The organism is Chryseobacterium sp. JAH (genome assembly GCF_001507335.1).
Classification (GTDB): Bacteria; Bacteroidota; Bacteroidia; order Flavobacteriales; family Weeksellaceae; genus Chryseobacterium.
The window spans coordinates 72799-93902 of the sequence record NZ_LMAH01000007.1; the positions used below are offsets into that span (position 1 = coordinate 72799).

The following is a 21104-nucleotide window of genomic DNA, read 5'->3' on the forward strand; positions in this document are numbered from 1 at the left end:
ACTAAAATGACAGTGTGTAAGTAAATTTAACTTAAAAAAGAATTGTGAGATTTAATTCAGATTATTTTGCAATTATTACCTTGGAAGAATATATTTTTCCGTCGTGGTTTATATTTAATATATAATTTCCGTCTGCAAGTTTTCCTACAAAAATACTTATCTTTCCATTTGAAAATAATTGAGATTCCGAATGAACTTTCCTGCCGGATACATCGAATAGACTAACCTCAGCATTTTTACTAAAACCCGGAATTTCTATATTGATGTAATCTTTAGCAGGATTTGGATATATCCTCACATCCTTAATAGATGTCGCTTCTCCTGTCCCTAAAGCGGTACAAACCGCAGAAGCCACACTCGTAGTTTTCACCAAATCAACCTTAGTACCTGGAGTAACAAAACTTTGAAGCTCAGCAGAAGCGATCAGTCCGGAATCTGCGCCAAGCCAGTCCTGCATCAAAGAAGCGAAAATCTGCCTGTAATCGTATCTTCTCTGACTCTGATTGTAGTAATAACTTGTGGCATTGGTGAAGAGCGGATGATCTCCCATAATACCTCCGGCAATATTACTTCCAACAATGAAAAACGGAGCCAAATCTCCATGATCCGTTCCTAAACTGGCGTTTTCTCTTACCTGTCTTCCAAATTCACTGAAAGAAACCGTCAATATTTTATTACCTATTCCCAGAGCTTCTATGTCCGTTTGAAAAGCCGCTATCGAATTCGAAATATCACCCAATAGATTGGCGTGATTCCCTAGTTGGGTACTTCCCGACTGAATTTGATTCACATGCGTATCAAAACCTCCTAAATTTACTTGGAAAATTTTAGTTTTACTCCCTCCCTTTATTAATCTCGCTACCACTTTCAGCTGTTTCCCCAAACTTGAATTCGGGTAGGTGACTGTGGAATTATTTCCGGCATTAAAAACCTGCATCACACGGTTGTAATAGCTATCCATACTTGTGGCAACACCTTTGATATAATTTAAAAGATCATTATACTGAGAACTTGTCGGCACAATCAGCGAATTAAAAAGTGTAGTTTGAAAACCTGTAAGATTATATTCTATATTTTTTTCTAACGTATGTTCATAAAAAAGACAAGGATTCAGGTTTCCCAGCTGAATTGCAAGAGGATCGGGACTTTGGGTGGTAGGATTTCCCGCAAGCCCGGGATAAAGTCCACCCAAATACCTTCCAAAAATACCATCCAGAAGATCCTGATTATTCGAACCGTCTTTCCCCGCAAACATGAGATTTTCAGATCTGAAATGTGAGTAATTAGGATTAGGATACCCTACCCCATTCATTAAGGTTAATTTCCCTGAGTCATAAAGTGATTTAAAGCCAGTCATAGAAGGGTGTAGCCCCACTTGCTTGGTAGAAGCAACCGTACTGTCTAAATTTATATACGCCCCTGTCCCTGTATTGGCTATTTTGATATTGGGACGAAGATTTGCATATGTATCATACTGACTAACGGGAATTACCGTATTCAATCCATCATTAGCTCCGGCCATCCGTAAAATCACCAAAACCCTTTCATTCACTGCATCACAACTTACATTGAAATCTAAAAACTGATTTAAAAATCTGGTAGGCATCCCATTGAGCAAAAAAGGCGTTCCTACTCCCGCCAAAGAAGCCATCTGTAAAAACTTTCTTCTGTCCATGATTACATTATTTGAAATTCTGGTGATTTTATAAGTGCTTTTACCAATCGATCAATTGGAATTTTTACGTTAGTGGCCGTGCCTGTATTAACGTAATTATTCCATTCGTTAAGCCAGTTTGTGAGACTTAATCCGTTTAAAAATATTGTCTTAAAATAATTCAGTCTGTCTGTCGGAGGGATATCTACAAATAAAAGTTCACAAAAATTAGAGACTAAAACATCCGCATTTCCCGGATTTTGAAAATAACCACTGTCTTTCACAAAAGTCGGAAGATTCAATTTAAATAAAAAACCGTTTTGCGTGTTTCCATTAATCAAAATATCAATAGAATTATTGTATCTGATTCTGAGAGACGATGTAGTGATCCAGTTTTTATCATAGTTCGGACTGCTTGAATATGCAGCGTAACCGTTCACAGTCTGCGGTCTAAAAACCGGCATCCCAGTATTCTGAGAATAATTTGCAAATATAGACAAGTAACCGTGCAATGCTTTCGGATTTACCGAATAAGCGGGCATTGAAAGATTCAAGAGCGTAAACATATTAAAATAAAGCTCCAAAGGACTTTTCACCAGTGCGCCTATGGTTTGATCGGCATAGATGCTGTCTTCTTCGTCATAAAAGTGTTTACTGGAGAGCAATGTTTGTATAACCGGCAAAATTTGATAATTATTATTCTTCAACTGAGCTGCCAGAGGAACAATAATATTATCTTCGATATCCGCAGTAATCGTCCGTCCTACGAAATATCTATACATTCTTCTGCAATAGGCTTTTGCCGTCTCTGTCTGATTAAAAATCATATTGATAAAATTCTGAAATTCTATCTGAATGTTATCAACAGTTGTCCCTCCATTAATTGTAGCATTGAATGCAGGGCTGAAAGTTTTATTGGTTAAATCATGTGTACTGACATTGATGAAGCCCTGAGGAATTTTTGTCACAGGATCTACGTTATTAATTCTTGCCGTTTTATTTAGCTGAACCGCCGATGTTAGCGTAAAGCCCGTAAGTACTTTAGCCGCCTGCTGTACATCAGCTTCTGTATAATTTGTATAATTTCCTGTTCCGATTTGTGGGCCTTTCAGAATGGTAAACAATTCTAAAAACTCCCGGGCGTAATTCTGGTTCGGACTGTTTTTCTGATTTACATTGTTATTCAGGTAAGTCAGCATTCTTGGATTGAGTGTTATCCGCACTGCTAAATCTTTTAAACTTCCATTAGCATGAAACCTTAAAAGCTCTTTGTAATCAAAATTGGTAAAAAAACTCGCATCATTATCAGTTACAAACAGCAAATGTAGCCAATAGACAATTTTATATTGTGCAGACGGACTTTTCAATGCCTGATACATCCACCAATAATTATCATACATTACTGAATTACTGGTACTTAAAGTATCTGTAATCGTCGGAGCGACAAACGTCGGAACAATGGTTTCCCCATTATCATTGAGAGGACTTGCCGGAACGGGGTTATCAAAAACAAACAATTCCGCAAGAGCCTGAGCGGGAGTTTTTAAAGCATATTCATTAATTCTTGCCTTCGTAATATTATACGTCGTTCTACGCAGGAGATGATAGGCATTCAACGAGCCTAAAACTGTTGTTTTTGGTGTTAAACTAGACATGTGAATTGTATTAATGTTTAGTAAAAATAATAAATAATTAACAACGAATAATACATTATTTTACCACATTATTATTTTATTTGAAAAACATCAAAATACCTAATAACACTTCAGCTTATTGAAAACAGCTATTTAGATGAGTAAAAATAAAATATCATACAAAATATTACTTTAAAAAACAGAATTTACAGTTCTTTGAGGCTTATCCTTCGCACAAAAAAACTCCAGCAAAACTGGAGTTATATTAATAAACAATAAAGATTTTTGTAAACTATTGAGCGACTCTTTTAAAAGTATACGTTGTAGCTTTGTACAAATCCGGGTCTGTATCATCTTCAATTTTAAGATTCATGGTTTCAGCATTTAGATCAACAATCTTTCCTTTCTCTGTAACCACAGTTCCCTGGTATTTTATTTCGAAATTCTTTTCGGTTTTGTTATAAGTATAGTTGAAGTTACGTACAGAAATCGTTGAGCAAGTCAAAGGCGAACCTGCTTCGTCTTTATTTGTTCTTTTTCCAGAATTATTTTCATTAAACACCCATGTTGATTCTTGCTGACAAGAAGTGTATACAATTTCATCAGAAACACCTACACCGTTAAGATCCACTTCAGTTCTTACTTCGGCAACCGGCTTCCATGTTCCTACAATAGGAAACTCTTGTACAGTCTCTTCGTCATCGTTACATGCGGTAGTAGCTACCATTAATGATAAACCTGCAAATAATAATGCTAATTTCTTCATATATCAAATTTTTCAAGGTATAAAATTATGATTTTTTATTAAAATTCCACTATTTTTTTTGAATTTTGGAATCATAATTTGTATTTTATTGAAAATCGTACTTTTAAAGACCATTTTCAAACCCTTATATTTGTAAAAAATACTGAATGCCTGAAGTTTCTATCATCACTCCCTGCTACAATTCTTCAAAATTTCTGGAAGAAACGATTGCATCTGTACAGAGTCAGAATTTTAAGGATTGGGAATGGCTGATTACAGATGATAGATCCTCAGACAATTCGGTAGAGATCATCCGGAAACTAAACGATCCAAGAATAAAACTAACGATTGCAGAAAAAAATGGAGGTGCCGGCCATGCACGAAATATCTCTCTTAAAAACGCAACAGGAAGATTCATTACTTTTCTTGATGCTGATGACTTCTGGGAATCTAATTTTCTGGAAGAAATGATCAATTTTATGAAGCAAGAAAATGCAGAAATCGCCTACTCAAACTATGCAAGATGTGACGAAAATTTAATTCCGAAAATTGAAGATTTCCAGGCAGATAAAGATGTTAATTTTAATAACTTACTGAAGACTTGCCGCCTTTCTCTCCTTTCGTCGATGTACGATTCTAAAAGGGTGGGAATAGAATATTTTCCTGAAGACAGCAAACGCGAAGATCATGTCATGTGGTTGAATTTGCTGAAGAAAATACCTATTGGGAAACCGCTTCCAAAGACTATGGCAAAATATAGAATGCATGCAACAAGCGTTTCTCGAAAAAAACAGACTATCGTGAAAGACCAATATTTAGTCTACAAAGATTTCATGAATTTTTCAACATTAAAATCTTTGTATTACACTGCCAATTGGGCATTCAACGGTTTTTTAAAATACTCAAAAATATTTAATTAATGGAATATTCAAAAGAATTCAAAGCTGCGCTGAGTAATTTTTCATCAATTGAAAAAGACCGTCTGATTTTCCGTTTGTTGAAAAAAGATAAACTTTTATCTAAAAAACTTTATTTTGAACTCATTGACACTGAAACAACCGATCAGAAGAGAGCCCAAATGGAAGAACAGATTGAAGAAAAAACTCTTTTGACTGAAAAGTATATAGGAAATCCTAAATATTTTTTGGTTCTCATCAGAAAGATGAGCGCTGAAATTACTGAGCATGTAAAAATTACAACTGATAAATTTGGAGACATTTATCTGCAGCTTTTTTTGGTCGATAAAATTTTAGAAAGCAACGATAAGCTTAATCATCAAAGGTTTGATAATATTTATAAGCTCTACATTTACCTTATTAATAAACTCCTGAAAGCTATTATTTCAATCAAAAAACTGGATGAAGATTACTGGATGGAACTCAAAGACGTACTAGAAAGTATAGAATCAAAAATTCATGAGAACAGATATTTTGAAAAACTTTGCATTAATAACAGTTTTGATTTTAATTGGCTGACTGTGGAAAAAATTCCTGATCATTTAGACTTAATAGTAAAAGACATTAAAAGTCAGGGATTCCTAAAGTGATACAATTTTCTTGAGAATTAATTCTGATGAATTCGGCTGCTCAGCAACAAATTTTCCGGCATTTGCCGACATCATTTCCAGCTCTTCATTATTATTTAAAAGATAAAGAACAAATTCTGCAGCTTCATTTTCACGCTCAAAGGATTTTCCGCCTTCAGCAGCAATTAAATTATCCGCTTCCGGATTTTTATTGTAATGATTTCCAAAAACTACAGGAACTTCAAATGTTGCCGCTTCCAGAATATTATGCAGGCCAGAATCATGAAAACCACCCCCTACAACTGCAATATCTGCATTAGAATACAGTTTTGAAAGCAAACCAATACTATCGATAATTAGAGTTTGAGAGTCGGAAATTTTGAGAGTCGGGGAGTTTTTCAAACTGCTATAGAGAACTGCGTTGGCAAAAATTTCCTTTAAATACTCTACCCTTTTTAAATCATGGGGAGCGATGATTAATTTTACATTTTGATTTTTTTCGGAAATCATTTTTGCCAATTTCTCTTCAGCCTGCCACGAACTTCCGAAGACAACTGTTTTTTTACCCCCGATAAATTCTTTGATGAAATCAACATGATTGTCACGGGTTTTCAAGTGCTTTACACGGTCAAATCTTGTATCACCAGTCACCGAAGAATTCTGAAGACCTATACTTTTAGCCAAAAGATATGAATGTTTTGTTTGGTGAAAAAACCAATCAACATTTTTGCTCAGCTGCTTTACAAACCATTTCCCATATGAAGTAAAAAATGATTGATTTTCATAGAATAAAGCGGAAATCACAAATGTTTTGACCTGATTATTTTTCAGTTCCTGAAGCAGATTGTACCAGTAGTCATACTTCACCGTAAAAAATAGTTCAATGTTTAGGTGAGAAATAAATTCTTTTACTTTTTTCTTCGTATCGAAAGGTAGGTAACAGATGACATCAGCAATATTTTTCTTTTTTATCACATTTTCATAACCGGAAGGCGAAAAAAAAGTCACCAAGACTTTATGAGCCGGAAACTGACCTTTAAGCTTTTCTAAAACCGGAAGACCCTGCTCGTACTCGCCTAAACTTGCAGCATGCATCCAAATAACTTTATCTGAAGTTGAGATGGAAGATTTCACACGGCCATAAGACTCTTTCCGTCCTTCAACTCCTTTTTTAGTTTTATCATTAAATAACGAAAAAACTTTCATTCCGAAAATGAGAAGTTGGATGAAAAAATTATATATAAATGACATTTGAAAATTATTTAAACTGAGCGCTGACAATAAAGACAGCAATTAGGCTTCCAATGATGGACAACAAGATGGTTGAAAAAGGAACTCTCGCTTTTGCTTCATCATCAAGAGCATATCTGAAGGTAAAGTCTTGACTGTTCAGGAAAATGAGGACAACCAAAACGAACAACCATCTTATAAAGAAATTCATGATAAAAAACTGAACGTCACGATTAGCATCTGTAATCTCAACAGGATAATTGGCAGATTCCGGAGAACGTATTAAAAAGAGGATACCTATATAAAAAACTACACTTAAAATTGGCGTAAAGAAGTACCATTTTTTATTTCCAAAATTGTCGGCTTTGCCTTCAACATCAAAATGAGTGGGAATAACTTGCGGTAAAGATTTATAATTTTTCAGGGTAAACCACCAAAGAAAAATAACCAATCCGAGATTGAGAAAATCAAATAAGATAAATAATGCATCACCCATTGAATAGCTATTTGAATTTATAAAACATTTTTAATCACCCTCAATTTATGCGTGTGCTTATTCATTTCTTTATTAAAAATCCCTGTAGAATCTAGTGTGTCAATCCTCACCTTTCCGGAAGCGTGAATGATCTTTTGATTTTCGAGCATAATTCCCACATGGATAATTTTTCCTTCAGAATTTTCAAAAAAAGCAAGATCTCCCGGCTGACTTTCTTCCACGAAACTTAAAACCTCTCCAACTTCTGCCTGCTGATAAGTATCCCTTGGAAGCTTTACATTATGAATTTTGTAGACCAACTGTACAAAGCCAGAACAGTCTACTGCAAAAAAACTTTTCCCACCCCACAGGTAAGGTACATTTCGAAATTCTTTCGCCGTAAGGGCAATACTCTCACGCAAATCATGACTTCTTCGGGAAGCAACTGCAGGATATTCTACTTCAGAACCCATAGACAGTAGAGTCCGGCCATCATTGGTCATCACCGAAGAAAAGTCTTCCGTAATCAATGTTACTTTTCTGTTTGCTAAATGTTCTTCTGTGACGTGCTTGATCTGTTTGGTATCCATCCAGCCTTCATATCCATCGTAGTGCATTTTTATTTTGGTCCAGTTTTTATTTACTTCCAAAATATCTGCACTTTCTCCAAACAATATTTCTGTAACAATTTCTGCTTTGTCAGAATTTTCTGCACGCACCGGCGCTACCGTCACAACACAAATTCCTTTATCCATTTATTTATATTAAAAGATTGGATGATTTAAAAATTAAAAAACTAGAGATACGAATCTTGTAATTATTTAATATTTAAATCTTTTAATTATTTCTTTCTAAGAAGATTTACTCCGTCACGCAAAGGTAAAATAAGATTTTCAAAATCTTCATCTTTCGCGGCCAAATCATTAAGCTCTTTGATAACCTTTGTTGATTTCTGTTTCGGATTATCTTCTAAAACTTTTCCATACCAAAGCACGTTATCAAAAATGACCACAGAACCTGATTTTGTTTTTGGCTTAATAAGTCTAAAATATTCTGCATAATTTTCTTTATCCGCATCAATAAAAACGAGATCAAAAACCTCATCAGTTTCCTTTAAAAATTCTTTTGCATCCTGAATTTGAAAATTAATCTGATTTGAAAATTCACTTTCTGCAAAATATTTTTTTGGGAGATATGCTAAATCTTCATTTACATCCAAAGTCGTCAACTTCCCCTCTTTTGACAAACCTTCTGCCATACAAAGCGTTGCATAACCGGTGAAAGTTCCAATTTCTAAAATATTTTTCGGACGTAAAATCTTTGAAATAATAGTTAGAAGCCTTCCCTGCTGGTAACCGGAAATCATGTGAGGCTGTGTTGTTTTTTGAAACGTTTCTCTCCTCAACTTCCGGAGAATTTCAGGTTCAGGGGAAGCGTGATTTTCAAGATACCTGTCCATCTCAGCATTTTTTTCTTCAAAAAAGCTCATATTATAATTTTTTAGCGATTCAAATTTACTTAATTATAAACAATTTCAAGGAAGTGTAAAAATCAAATTATTTGAAAATACCGTAAAAATACGGATGTCTTGTAATGGTTTTTAGTGATAGCTTTGTCCCAATTGACATGATGATGAGAAAAAAAACATTCGAAACAGAGGTAAAAACCAAGTTGATGAAAAAAACTGATCCCTCAGGTAACAAAAGAGAACGCAGTTCCCTTTTTCAATTTATCTTCTTAAAACTCAAAAAAGAAGATGTAGTTTAAAAAAAAGAGTCCCGATAATATGTTATCGGGACTCTTTTTTTTCGTTCTATGGATTACTTCTTAGGAGCAATATCCATCAGTTTCATAAATTCATCAAGCTTAGGCATAATGATGATTTCTGTCCTTCTGTTTTCTGCTCTTCCCGAAACACTCATGTTTGTTGCTTTAGGATTGTACTCTGAACGACCACCTGCTGTAATTCTTGCAGGGTCAACACCAAACTGGCTTTGCAATACTTTTGCAATTGAAGTTCCTCTTAGTGCAGAAAGATCCCAGTTATCTCTAGGTAAATTTGCTGAACTTAACGGAGAATTATCGGTATTACCCTCGATCAATACAGAATATTTGTCGTAATCATTGATTACCTTAGCTACTTTCCCAAGAACTTCCTGAGCTGCAGGAAGCACATTGTAATCACCTACTTTATATAACATTTTATCAGAAAGCGAAATCATAACAACTCCCTTCAGGACTTTCACCTGAACATCATCGTCAGTTACGTTATCCAACGATCTTTTCAACTTGTTTGACAAAGCTAAATTTAAGCTGTCATTTTTCGCATTAGATGAAATAAGCTGCTTGATATACATGTTTGAAGAATTGATCTCTCCTACCAATTTATCAATGTTTGCAGAACTTTTTCCTGTATTGGAAAGACATGCATCCAAAGATGATTTCAGCGCATCGTGCTGACTTTTCAACAGGTTATTTTCTGCGGTCAAAGTAGAATTCTGACCTTTCAGATCCTGAATTTCTCTCTGTCTTTCGCCGATATTTTCAATACATTGTTTGTAGTTACCACTCAATGCGTCATACTGCTTTTTACTTACACAAGATGTTGCACCCAACGCCATTGCAGAAACTGCTAAAATTTTTAAAATCTTCATAAATAATCTTTTTTTAGACGATTCAAATTTAGGAAAATTCATTTTAATTATATGGTTTATCTTTGTACAAAAGAAATTCTGAGCCTCATGCTGGATCAATCAACCTTCGAAAAACAACTCGAAAATCTCATTCCATTTCCAAACAAAAGACGCTATCTTTTAGCAGTTAGCGGAGGTGCAGACTCCATGGCTTTAGCATTTATTTTCAACGCTTTAGGTTTGAATTTTCAAATTGCACATGTGAATTATATGCTTCGTGGAGAAGATTCTGATGCTGACCAAAAAGTGGTTGAGAATTTTTGTTTTGCGAACGAGATTAAATTTCATTTATATGAAGTTTCCGAACAAGATAACAAGCCGAAAAATTCTATTCAGCTTTGGGCAAGAGAACTTCGTTATAATTTTTTTAAACAAATTCAGGAAAAAGAAGATTTAGATTTTTTAGTAACTGCACATCATCTGAATGATCAGCTTGAAACGTTCGTTATTAATCTATCTAAAGCTTCCGGAATCAAAGGCCTTACTGGCATTCCTGCAAATTCCCATAAAATTCTTCGTCCGCTTTTACCATTTTCTAAAGAGGAAATTTATGATTTTGCGGAAAAATATCAAGTTAAATATCGGGAAGATCTTTCAAACAAAAAAAGTGATTATTTACGAAATAAAATCAGAAACGAATTAGTTCCGAAACTTTTGGAAACGAATGATCATTTTCTTGAGAACTTTAAAAAATCTTTGTCTTACTTAAATCAAACCAAAGATTTTGTACAACAACAGATCGGGGAAATAGAAAAAAGAAATACTATTTCAAATCATGAAAATAAAATTTTAGATAAAGAAAAGCTCAATCTCGAGAGCGACTATGTAAAATTTGAAATTTTAAAAAAATATGGTTTTGAAAAGCCAGAAGAAGTAAAAAAAATCTTCACATCTGAAACCGGAAGCTCATTTTTCTCAAAAGACTTTCAAGCGATCACCAATCGAAACGAATTGATTTTAACCCAATTAGGTCACAAAAAAGAAATTCTAGAAGACATCGTTTTAACCAATGATTTTGATTTAAATCAAAGTCTTGTTGAGATTAATATTTTAGACACAATTTCTACTATCGAAGAAATCAATACAACTTTCCGATGGGATTTTGACGCAGGAAAACTTGCGCTTCCACTAAAGCTCCGAAGAAAAGAGGAAGGAGACGTTTTTTATCCCATGGGGTTTTCGGGAAAAAAGAAAGTTTCGAAATTTTTTAAAGACGAAAAATTGTCTATTTTAGCCAAGCAAAAAATCTGGCTTCTGACAGACGGAAACAATGCTGTTTTGGGCATTATTCCTTTCAGACAAGACAAAAGATACGCAAAAGATGAGAGAACACAAAGTATTCTCACAATTTTTAATGAAAAGTAAAATGAAATTCAAAAACTGGTTTTTACTCATTCTCCTGTTCTTATTCACAGGAATTAATGCACAAATCAAAAATCCTGTAAAATTTAAATTCACGGTCAACGAGCTTGGCAATAATCAATACGAAGCCGTTCTGAACGCGACTTTGGAAAGTGGCTGGCACATCTATTCACGAGACATTCCTGAAGATACAGGAATTCCTACTGAATATGTTGTATCAGGAAAAAACATAGAACTGATTGGTAAATTTCAGGAAGTCGGAAAGAAACACGAAGAGTTTTCCGAAGCTTTCGGTGGAACGATTATTTATTATTCCAATTCCGCAGGTTTTAAGCAGAAATTTAAATTAAAAGACGGAACCAAACCAGGAGAAGTTGTTGCTGAAATTACCTATCAGACTTGTGATGACAGAGTTTGTCTTGCGCCAAATACTTTAGAATTCACCCAAAAAGTTGCACCAAAAGGAGCTACAGAAGAAGTTGTTGCACCAACTGATGAAGTTAAAGATTCAGTAAAAACTACAGAGACTGTTGTAGCAAATCCCGCTAAAGGAGAAATTACCGTAACCGAGACTTCAAAACTTGATCCTAAACAGTTAAAAATAGCTTCAATAGATTTTAAAAAGCCTTTGACGGACTGCGGAACCGCATCTGTACAGGCATCTGAAAACTACTGGACCTATTTATTATTAGGTTTCATCGGCGGATTGATTGCCTTGCTCACCCCATGCGTTTTCCCAATGATTCCTTTGACGGTTTCATTCTTTACCAAAGGAAGCAAAAACAAAGCAAAAGGAAAAAGAGATGCCCTAATGTATGGTTTTTTCATCTTAATGATCTTTGTATTATTAAGTCTACCTTTCCATTTGATTGACGGAATTGCAGGAAATATTTTCAATGAAATATCTACAAGTGTCTGGCTGAATATCGTATTCTTTATTGTATTTATCTTTTTTGCGGGAAGCTTTTTTGGATATTACGACATTTCGCTACCAAGTTCCATAGCCAACAAATCTTCAAAAGCAGAAGAAGCTGGAGGAATTATTGGAATTTTCTTTATGGCACTGACTTTAGTAATAGTTTCCTTCTCTTGTACAGGTCCTATTTTGGGAAGCTTATTGGGAGGATCATTATCCGGTTCGTCTCACATTCCTACACTTTTAACCCTAGCTTTAACAGGTTTTGGTTTGGCTTGGGCAATTATATTTGGACTTTTAGCATTATTCCCACAGGCCTTACAAAGTCTTCCTAAATCTGGAGGTTGGATGAACACTGTGAAAGTAGTTCTAGGGTTTATCGAACTGGCATTGGCTTTAAAATTCCTATCAAAAGCAGACTTAGTATCGAAAACATTTTTAATCAAAAGAGAACTTTTCATTGTGATCTGGATCGTTATCGGGATTGGTTTAGCTTTATATTTATTTGGATTAATAAGATTTCCTCACGATGATAAAAAACCAAAAATTTCTATCACGAGAAAGATACTGGGAGCTTTAGGAATTGGTTTTGTGATTTACCTGATTCAGGGACTAATTCCTGCAGAAAGACCAAAAATGCAGTTATTAAGCGGAATTTTACCTCCGTTGAATGTAAGTTATTTCCATGATGAAAAAGACGGAATTTTAGGGATGAAACCCGAACATGATTTCTTTAACGCAATTGAATTAGCTAAAAAAGAAAACAAACCAATTTTGATTGACTTCACAGGATATGGGTGTGAGAACTGTAGAAAAATGGAGGAATTCGTCTGGAGCGAACCCGATATTTTGCCGATTCTTCAAAACGATATTGTACTTGCTTCTCTTTATGTAGATGACAAAGAAGAACTTCCAGAAGACCAAAAAACTAAAATTGATTTGGGTGAAGGACAGGTAAAAAGAGTAAAAACAATCGGTGACCGATGGAGCTTGTTCCAGCAGGTGAATTTTAATAATAATTCTCAACCGCACTATGTTTTAATAACTCCGGATGGAAAAGTCATTAATACACCTGTTTCAGGATATATGCCGAAAGAAGATTTTAAAAAATTCTTAGAGTGCGGAGTTGATTATTTCAAGAACAATAAGTAAACAATTTTTAAAATTAAACATAACTCATGTCGAAAGGCATGAGTTTTTTATTGATATTTATGCCTCTTTTTTTATATTTATTAAATTTAATTATATTTGATAATCAATAATATACATTACAATCCTATGAAATATAAATTTATTTTATTACTTCTCTTTGTTCATTATGGAATTTGCTCATACTCCCAATCTTCCATTCCAAATATTGAGTGGCAAAAATCATTTGGTGGGTCAAATACTGAAATACCTAAATCTATTATAGAAACACCCGACGGAGGATATATTACTGTGGGGCATTCAAAATCTTCTGATGGAGATGCTACGATAAATCAGGGAAATAATGATTTCTGGATCGTAAAAATGAACGCTTCAGGAACTCTTCAATGGCAAAAATCTCTTGGCGGATCTGGCGATGATCAGGCAAACTCGATCTGCAACACCGCAGATGGAGGATATGTGATTGCAGGATCATCCACCTCAACCGATGGTCATATTACCTTAAACAAAGGACACGCAGATTACTGGATTGTAAAACTGAATGCACTGGGGAATATAGAATGGCAAAAAACCTATGGCGGCACATTTCAGGATGTTGCATCTTCTGTAAAACAAACTGCTGACGGAGGATATGTAGTAGCAGGACATTCAGCTTCAAACAACGGTGATATTAGCGGAAACCACGGTTCATACTCAAACGATTATTGGGTGTTGAAATTAGATTCTTCAGGAAACCTTCAATGGCAAAAAGCTCTCGGCGGCACCAGCGAAGAAAGAGCGTATGAGGTTCAGCAAACCACTGATGGAGGGTATATCGTAGCTGGAGAAACTAATTCTGCAAACAACGGAAACATCTCCAGCACCGCCTTGGGAGTAAGAGATTTCTGGATTGTAAAATTAGGAAACACAGGTAATATTATCTGGGAAAAACGATTTGGAGGTTCGATAGAAGATCTCGCTTATTCAATAGCCCAAACTTCAGACAATGGTTATATTGTGGCAGGTAGTACCAACTCTACCGACGGAAATATAACATTCAATAACGGACAAGGAGATTTTTGGATTCTTAAGCTGGATGCATTAGGCAATCTACAGTGGCAAAAAACCCTTGGAACCTTGACGTACGACCAAGCTTATTCGGTAAAACAAACACCAGACGGAAACTATATCGCTGCAGGATATGTCTCTTCAAACACCGGAATTCTTGAGTCTGAACCTGTTGCTTCAACACAGTTTTGGATCGTAAAATTAGATACTTCCGGCAATTTACTTTGGCAAAAATCATACGGAGGAAATGGTGCTTAAACGGCAAACAGTATTATTTCAACTACAGATGGCGGATTGGTTGCAGCAGGATATTCACTATCAAATCCAGACAGTGGAGATGTTACCGGAAACCACGGGCAATCTGATTTTTGGATTTTAAAGCTTCGAGGCTCTAAAGAATTAGGAACCACAGAGATCAATACTCCAGAAAAAATAAAAATATATCCCAATCCTGCAAAAGATTTTGTTCATATCAATCATCTTCCAAAAGAGAGTACCGTGACTATTTTTGACGTTGTCGGAAGAAAGATTTTCAGTAGAAAGTATTCTCAGTCAAATATTTCAATTGATACCTCAACATTTGCAAACGGAATATATGTTCTTCAGATTGACAGTACAGAAGACGTTTATTCTGAAAAATTGATCATCAACAAATAAATAAAAAACAATAAAATATCACAAAAGTTTGCGATAATAAAAATGTTACAAGGTATTTCTTATATTAAACCTTACTAAAATAAAAAAATTATAACAAAATCCACAAAACAGGCATAAACTTTGCATCGAATCAAATTAAGTGAATTAGAAACACAGTAATTCTTATAATTTGTTCAACATTAAAAAAACACTATTATGGCTGAAATAATTGTACAAGAAAAAAAGGGAGTAAGACCAAAGAAAAATCCTATCAGAGTTGACATGACTCCAATGGTGGATTTGGGATTTTTATTAATTACCTTCTTTATGTTTACCACCAACTTCACCAAACCTAATGTGATGGATTTGGGATTGCCGGCAAAAGATCCAGTGACTGAGCCAAAAAATGTGATTGGAGATAAAAATCAAATCACTTTCATCATTGGAGAAAACAACCGCATTTTTTACCATCAAAGCAATTCCAACGACCTTACAGAAGCCGGTTTAAAAGAAACTGATTATAGTGGAGTAAATGTTTCAAAGATCATTTCTACCGCTTACGAGAATGCTCCAAAAAAAGAAATTTTCACCATTATTGTAAAACCGACGGATGATTCAAATTATAAAAACTTTGTCGACATGATGGATAACATTTCAATCTCCAAAAAAGAACGATACGGAATAAGCGACATCAAACCCTGGGAAAAGAAAGTTTACGACAACATAACAAAATAAACTGAAGAGCATTTTTATAATGCTCTTTTTTTATTTAATTTTGAGTGTAATATTGCTGATTGATGAAAAAAAATTTAATCTTAGCCATCGCAGGAATGCTAGCGTTCTCTTGTGCTAAAAAAAACAACCCAAAAACAGAGAGCATAAGTACTGTAGATTCTATCAACGCTGAGCGAACAAAAATCAATGACAGCATAAAAGCTTTAAACAGCAAAAACCGCTTCAAAGATTTCAGCGGAAGCCACAAGTTTGTTTATCAGAACGACAGTTCACCAAAATATTCAGGCTCGGTGAACTTCACAAAAATTGAAGGTGAAAGAGATAATTACAATGTGTCGGGAAACATAAAGTCGGGTGAAAATTCTGTTAATTTAAAGGGATTTGTACAGGTTGTTACGGCTAAACACATGAATTTCACAGGAGAAATCACTCAAAGTATTTCTGATAATGATAACGGAAAATCATACACCAGAAAAGGCACCAAAACTTTTATGTCTAAAGACGGGGGAAAAACTTACAGACTCCAGGATATGATCAATGGCTCGGGTTTTGTTGATTATATTGACATTCATTTTTAAATCTAAACTATGCTCAATTTCGAAAAAAAAGGAAACGGAAAAGAAACTTTGGTACTGCTTCATGGTTTCATGGAAAACCTCAGTATTTGGAGTGATATGGAAACTCATCTTTCGAAAGACTTCACATTGTTAAAAATCGATCTTCCAGGTCATGGAAAATCTGATATTTTAGAGGAAGTCCATACTATGGAGCTGATGGCTGAAGAAGTAAAGAAGGTGGTTGATTACGAAAAGTTAGATAAAATTCATCTTCTCGGTCACTCTATGGGCGGCTATACCTCTTTAGCATTCGCTGAAAAATTTCCAGAAAATCTGAAAAGTTTAACCTTATTTTTTTCAACCTATTTCGCAGATGACGAGGAGAAAAAAGAGCAACGTATAAAGAGTTACAGAATCATCAAAGATGCATTTCCGCATTATGCGAGAGCAGGAATTCCTAATTTATTTAATCAAAACGAAAGAGATGTTTTGGAAGGAAAAATAGAAACAGCTTTAGAAACAGCGCTTTCCACCAATAATCTTGGCGCTTTAGCTTGCGTTAAAGGTATGGTTTCACGAACAGACAAAAAGCATATCCTTGAAAACCTGGAAGCTAAAATTTTAGTTATTGCCGGAAAACATGACAATGCAGTAAAAACTGACAGAACCATTAATAATCTTCCTGACAGAACCAATATCAAATCTTACATCGTCGATTGCGGGCATAATGGCCATTGGGAAAAACCGAGCATCTGTGCAGAAATTATCAATACAGAATTGCTTCATCATCTTCCGAAAAAATTTCTTCTGTAAACAAATAATTTATGCGAATTTGGATATTTTTTGTGCTCTTCTGTTCACTAATCGGCTGCAAAAAAGAGCAGATCGTCTCTAATGAAATTAAAAAAAATGCAGACATCATTTCTGAAAAACCAACACAAGATTCCTTACTTACAAAACCAACACGGCCCGAAGTTTTTGAATTTGTAACAGAACTTTGCGATAGTAAAGGTCAATTTGATGCTACGAAATATTCTCGTACAGAGATTGAGGGAACGTACAAACTATGGTTTCAAATGGGAGGAGTTCAATTGGACACGCCCTCGGTTTTTGATTTGGAAGATTTGGAAAAGGTACGAAATAACAAAACCCTGATTTTAAATAAGCTTGATAAAGATTTTGTTGCAAATAAAAAAATTATTGAAAATTTGAAAATTGTGAATGTTCCGTATTGGCAAAACATAAAAAATTTGCAATACAAATCTTTACAACAGGAGTATGAAAAGAAAAAACTTCAAATTGCAGCTTATTCAGATCCTTCAATTTTAATCAATAATAAATTTACAGGGAACTGCAGAAATTTTGAAAAAAGCTTGAATGCTAATGATGACGAAATGATTGCTGAATGGCGAAAACTTCGTGAAGAAATGAGTAAAAGGAATGGCAACCCACAAAGGATTATCAATGAGTTTGAGGATCACCTCAATTCATCCAGCCGGAAAGATTATGCTATTATAGATTTAATCACCTTTGGCTGGGGAAATTGCGTCAATGAATATATTGAAAGACTCAATATGATGAAAAAATGAATAAAGAATTTGATGCTTTGTTTATAAAAATAGATTCTGAGTGTAGCGAACCATAATATTTCTGTAAATTTCAATTAATTTAGTACAGCTTAAAATTCTCAATGGGATTATTCTCTTTCAAAAAAAAGAAACCAATTATCGGCCTCACTTTATCAGGCGGCGGAATGCGTGGGATCGCCCATATTGCCGTCCTCAAAGCCTTGGAAGAATACGACCTGAAACCACAAATTATTTCAGGAACAAGTGCTGGCTCCATCATTGCTGCCTTCTACTCTATCGGAACTTCTCCTGACGAGATGATGGAAATCGTGAAGAAAACAACTTTTTTCTCCCGCTCCTATTTAAAACTATCCAAGAACGGAATTTTCAGTTCTAAATTTATTCTGAAATTATTAATGGACTATTTTCCGGAAGATGATTTCAAAGTTTTGAAAATACCCGTTTATGTCGCCGCAACTGAAATGACACATGGGATTGTTGATTTCTTCTCAGAAGGAGAATTATTCGGTCCCCTTTTGGCATCATCGAGCGTTCCTTTTGTACTACCTCCAGTAAGAATGGGCGAAAAAGTGTATGTAGATGGCGGAGTTTTAGATAATCTTCCGATCGAACCAATTATTGACAAATGTGATTTCCTGATTGGCTCACATGTTAATTCTATTAGCTATGACAGTCTTGCAAACATGAGTTTAATGAAAGAGTTTGACCGTATTTTACACCTGGCTATAGCTAAATCGGTGTATTCTAAAGCCAAATCCTGCGATATATTTTTAGACCCTCCGAAAATGACCAAATTCAGTTTATTTAATAAAAAATTTCTGGACGATATGTTTTCCGAGGTATATGACTATACATGTAAAGAACTTGAAGAAAAAGGATATAGTAAGATCTAAGTTCTAACTTATTAATGATGAGTTCATACTACCTACAAATTCTCATCAATTAACCTCTTTTTAAAAGTCTCAATCGTATCAGGCAAAGACTCCATAGATTTTCCACCGGCAGCATTGATATGGCCGCCACCGCTGAAATATTTTCTTGAGAATTGATTAACGTCTACATCATCTTTACTTCTGAAAGAAATTTTAATAAAATCTTCGTAAAGATCTTCCATGAAGAAAGCAGACATTTTCACACCTACAATACTTAGTCCGTAATTCACAAACCCTTCTGTGTCACCTTTCTGGAAGCCGTATTCCTGCAGTTCTTTTCTGGTTAGTGATAAAACAGCAACTCTACCGTCATTCACGACTTCAATTCTACCTAAAACAAGCGCCAGTAGATGTAAACGAGACACCGTATTGGTATCCCATGTATTTGAAGTAATCACAGAAGGATCAGCTCCTTTTTCGATTAAATTCGCAACAATTCTATGAGTATCTGCACTAGTAGATCGGAAACGGAAGCCACCGGTATCTGTCATAATTCCGGTATAGAGACATTCTGCAATTTCTTTATTGACTAAATTTTCATCATCCATTGCCTCGATAAAATGATAAATCATCTGACAGGTTGCAGGGATAATGGTATCCGAATACACAAAATCGAAATCTTCAGGCTGCTGGTGGTGATCTATTAAGATTTTCTTTGCCTTTGCTCTCATTAGCCAATCTCCCAAAAGTCCGATTCTTGCAGGAGAATTAAAATCTAAACAAAAAATCACATCTGCATCATTAATCAGATCGAAAGCTAATTTTCTTTTGTATTCTCCGATGATGTTTTTCTTTGCATCAGGCATCCATTTCAGAAACTTCGGAAAATCGTTAGGAGTTACCACTTCCGCTTCAATTCCTTTTGCGCTTAAATAATGTTTTAGGCCTAAACTTGAACCAATAGCATCACCATCAGGATTGTAATGGGTAAGAATTACGATTTTATTCGTGGGAATAAGCAGTTGATTGATTTCTAAAAGTTCGGCAGGTGTAAACATCTTCTTTAATTTGAGTTTCCAAAGATAAAGTTTTTAGGCGGATGAATCTTTAAAAAGTATCAATACCTCTCTTAAGATTGCATCTAAGCAACATTATATTTCATTAAAATAATTTAAGATTATATTTGCACTTAATAAAAATATACATATATTTGCAACCTGAAAATTAATAGATAATTACGACTAAAATATATAGTAATGAGTAAAAGAACGTTCCAGCCATCAGAAAGAAAGAAAAGAAACAAACACGGTTTCAGAGAGAGAATGTCTACGCCAAACGGAAGAAGAGTTTTGGCAGCGAGAAGAGCTAAAGGCAGAAAAAGCCTTACAGTTAGTTCTGCAAGAGCTAAGAGATAATTCTTAACTTACAATATACAAATCATGCTTGAAAATAAGTTTTTTTTCAAGCATTTTTTGTTGTTAAATTTTCCTAAATTTTAGGTTTATAAAGCTTCTTTTTTCTATTTTTAAAATCTGAAAAAATAGTTTAGAAAAAGCCTCTAAAAATCGAATTTATGCCACATACAAATATATCCGGAGACAACATCATCAATCTACAGCACGCAAAAATAACTCAAAAAAATTTCACCGTGCTTACTGATGTAAATTTAAACATCAAGAAAGGTAGATTCTGCTATCTTATCGGGAAAACAGGTTCAGGAAAAAGCTCACTTTTGAAAACATTATACGGACACATCCCTTTAGTGGCAGGGCATGGTGAAGTGGTAGGTTTTGATTTGGCAAAACTAAAAGCATCAGAAGTTCCGAATTTGAGAAGAAAACTAGGAATCGTTTTTCAGGATTTCCAGTTGCTTTCAGACAGAACCGTTGAAAAGAACCTAAAATTCGTTTTGGAAGCTACCGGATGGAAAGACAAAGCTAAAATGGATGAGCGCATCAATGAAGTACTTTCAAGCGTGAATATGAAAGGCAAGAAACACAAGATGCCGCATGAGCTTTCAGGAGGCGAACAACAGCGTATTGCGATCGCAAGAGCGTTATTGAATCATCCTGATTTAATCTTAGCTGACGAACCGACAGGAAATTTAGATCCTGAAACTTCTAATGAAATCATGACTTTACTAAAACAGGTTGCCGCTGAAAACGGAGCTGCCGTAGTAATGGCAACACACGATTACCACATGATTCAGAACTTCCCGGGAGAAGCCATCAGATGTGAAGACGGTAAAGTTTCTGTGCTTGACACTGCAGAATTATTCGAATAAA

The 21104-nt window shown here is 34.9% G+C and carries 22 protein-coding genes; 13 read left to right on the forward strand and 9 right to left on the reverse strand.

Annotated elements, in window-relative coordinates:
* Nucleotides 1-61 precede the first annotated feature (61 nt).
* From AR685_RS14300 to AR685_RS14310, 3 genes are all read right to left on the reverse strand, one after another.
* Complete coding sequence (locus AR685_RS14300; RefSeq protein WP_047445044.1) at nucleotides 62-1675, reverse strand: DUF1501 domain-containing protein; 1614 nt, start codon at nucleotides 1673-1675, stop codon at nucleotides 62-64.
* A gap of 2 nt (nucleotides 1676-1677) precedes the next feature.
* A complete protein-coding gene (locus tag AR685_RS14305) occupies nucleotides 1678-3309 on the reverse strand; it encodes a DUF1800 family protein (protein WP_052187955.1) in 1632 nt (543 codons plus the stop codon).
* A gap of 271 nt (nucleotides 3310-3580) precedes the next feature.
* Nucleotides 3581-4054, reverse strand: coding sequence for a lipocalin family protein (locus AR685_RS14310; protein WP_047445046.1), 474 nt, complete (start codon nucleotides 4052-4054; stop codon nucleotides 3581-3583).
* A 146-nt stretch (nucleotides 4055-4200) separates the two neighbouring features.
* Between AR685_RS14310 and AR685_RS14315 the strand changes: the two genes are divergently transcribed.
* Nucleotides 4201-4953, forward strand: coding sequence for a glycosyltransferase family 2 protein (locus AR685_RS14315; RefSeq protein ID WP_059124967.1), 753 nt, complete (start codon nucleotides 4201-4203; stop codon nucleotides 4951-4953).
* A complete protein-coding gene (locus AR685_RS14320) occupies nucleotides 4953-5579 on the forward strand; it encodes a hypothetical protein (RefSeq protein ID WP_059124968.1) in 627 nt (208 codons plus the stop codon). The genes AR685_RS14315 and AR685_RS14320 overlap by 1 nt, the downstream gene beginning before the upstream one ends.
* On the opposite strand, the gene AR685_RS14325 is transcribed toward AR685_RS14320, so the two are convergent.
* The 5 genes from AR685_RS14325 to AR685_RS14345 form a co-directional block, all read right to left on the reverse strand.
* The gene (locus AR685_RS14325; RefSeq protein WP_059124969.1) at nucleotides 5571-6809 is read right to left on the reverse strand and encodes a 3-deoxy-D-manno-octulosonic acid transferase; all 1239 of its coding nucleotides are present in this window, start codon (nucleotides 6807-6809) and stop codon (nucleotides 5571-5573) included. The genes AR685_RS14320 and AR685_RS14325 overlap by 9 nt on opposite strands.
* Nucleotides 6810-6816: 7 nt before the next feature.
* Nucleotides 6817-7284: a DUF1648 domain-containing protein gene (locus AR685_RS14330; RefSeq protein WP_059124970.1), complete on the reverse strand. Its 468-nt coding sequence runs from the start codon at nucleotides 7282-7284 to the stop codon at nucleotides 6817-6819.
* A gap of 17 nt (nucleotides 7285-7301) precedes the next feature.
* Nucleotides 7302-8018: a C40 family peptidase gene (locus tag AR685_RS14335; RefSeq protein ID WP_047445056.1), complete on the reverse strand. Its 717-nt coding sequence runs from the start codon at nucleotides 8016-8018 to the stop codon at nucleotides 7302-7304.
* Nucleotides 8019-8104: 86 nt separating this feature from the next.
* Nucleotides 8105-8752: an O-methyltransferase gene (locus AR685_RS14340; protein WP_059124971.1), complete on the reverse strand. Its 648-nt coding sequence runs from the start codon at nucleotides 8750-8752 to the stop codon at nucleotides 8105-8107.
* A 331-nt stretch (nucleotides 8753-9083) separates the two neighbouring features.
* Nucleotides 9084-9917 carry an OmpA family protein gene (locus AR685_RS14345; RefSeq protein ID WP_047445282.1) on the reverse strand — a complete coding sequence of 278 codons (834 nt, stop codon included), beginning with the start codon at nucleotides 9915-9917 and terminating at the stop codon, nucleotides 9084-9086.
* A gap of 87 nt (nucleotides 9918-10004) precedes the next feature.
* On the opposite strand from AR685_RS14345, the gene tilS reads away from it, so the two are divergent.
* From tilS to AR685_RS14390, 9 genes are all read left to right on the forward strand, one after another.
* On the forward strand, nucleotides 10005-11321 hold the full coding sequence (gene tilS / locus AR685_RS14350; protein WP_059124972.1) for a tRNA lysidine(34) synthetase TilS: 1317 nt from the start codon (nucleotides 10005-10007) through the stop codon (nucleotides 11319-11321).
* 1 nt (nucleotide 11322) lies between these two features.
* Nucleotides 11323-13386: a protein-disulfide reductase DsbD family protein gene (locus AR685_RS14355; RefSeq protein ID WP_117584647.1), complete on the forward strand. Its 2064-nt coding sequence runs from the start codon at nucleotides 11323-11325 to the stop codon at nucleotides 13384-13386.
* Nucleotides 13387-13512: 126 nt separating this feature from the next.
* Nucleotides 13513-14688 carry a hypothetical protein gene (locus tag AR685_RS14360; RefSeq protein WP_059124974.1) on the forward strand — a complete coding sequence of 392 codons (1176 nt, stop codon included), beginning with the start codon at nucleotides 13513-13515 and terminating at the stop codon, nucleotides 14686-14688.
* Nucleotides 14689-14724: 36 nt separating this feature from the next.
* Nucleotides 14725-15087 (forward strand): T9SS type A sorting domain-containing protein, encoded by a 363-nt coding sequence (locus AR685_RS14365; protein ID WP_059124975.1) that lies wholly within the window; start codon nucleotides 14725-14727, stop codon nucleotides 15085-15087.
* A gap of 195 nt (nucleotides 15088-15282) precedes the next feature.
* Nucleotides 15283-15801 carry an ExbD/TolR family protein gene (locus AR685_RS14370; protein ID WP_047445064.1) on the forward strand — a complete coding sequence of 173 codons (519 nt, stop codon included), beginning with the start codon at nucleotides 15283-15285 and terminating at the stop codon, nucleotides 15799-15801.
* A gap of 62 nt (nucleotides 15802-15863) precedes the next feature.
* Nucleotides 15864-16379 (forward strand): hypothetical protein, encoded by a 516-nt coding sequence (locus AR685_RS14375; RefSeq protein WP_047445066.1) that lies wholly within the window; start codon nucleotides 15864-15866, stop codon nucleotides 16377-16379.
* A gap of 9 nt (nucleotides 16380-16388) precedes the next feature.
* Nucleotides 16389-17171, forward strand: a complete 783-nt coding sequence (locus AR685_RS14380) for an alpha/beta fold hydrolase (protein WP_047445069.1) — start codon at nucleotides 16389-16391, stop codon at nucleotides 17169-17171.
* Between the two features lie 11 nt (nucleotides 17172-17182).
* Nucleotides 17183-17947, forward strand: coding sequence for a hypothetical protein (locus AR685_RS14385; protein ID WP_059124976.1), 765 nt, complete (start codon nucleotides 17183-17185; stop codon nucleotides 17945-17947).
* Nucleotides 17948-18048: 101 nt separating this feature from the next.
* Nucleotides 18049-18840 carry a patatin-like phospholipase family protein gene (locus tag AR685_RS14390; protein WP_047445074.1) on the forward strand — a complete coding sequence of 264 codons (792 nt, stop codon included), beginning with the start codon at nucleotides 18049-18051 and terminating at the stop codon, nucleotides 18838-18840.
* Between the two features lie 32 nt (nucleotides 18841-18872).
* On the opposite strand, the gene AR685_RS14395 is transcribed toward AR685_RS14390, so the two are convergent.
* Complete coding sequence (locus tag AR685_RS14395; protein ID WP_047445076.1) at nucleotides 18873-19877, reverse strand: DHH family phosphoesterase; 1005 nt, start codon at nucleotides 19875-19877, stop codon at nucleotides 18873-18875.
* Nucleotides 19878-20075: 198 nt separating this feature from the next.
* Between AR685_RS14395 and rpmH the strand changes: the two genes are divergently transcribed.
* Nucleotides 20076-20234 carry a 50S ribosomal protein L34 gene (gene rpmH / locus AR685_RS14400; RefSeq protein ID WP_034679005.1) on the forward strand — a complete coding sequence of 53 codons (159 nt, stop codon included), beginning with the start codon at nucleotides 20076-20078 and terminating at the stop codon, nucleotides 20232-20234.
* Between the two features lie 158 nt (nucleotides 20235-20392).
* Nucleotides 20393-21103 carry a cell division ATP-binding protein FtsE gene (locus tag AR685_RS14405; RefSeq protein WP_047445078.1) on the forward strand — a complete coding sequence of 237 codons (711 nt, stop codon included), beginning with the start codon at nucleotides 20393-20395 and terminating at the stop codon, nucleotides 21101-21103.
* Nucleotide 21104 lies beyond the last annotated feature (1 nt).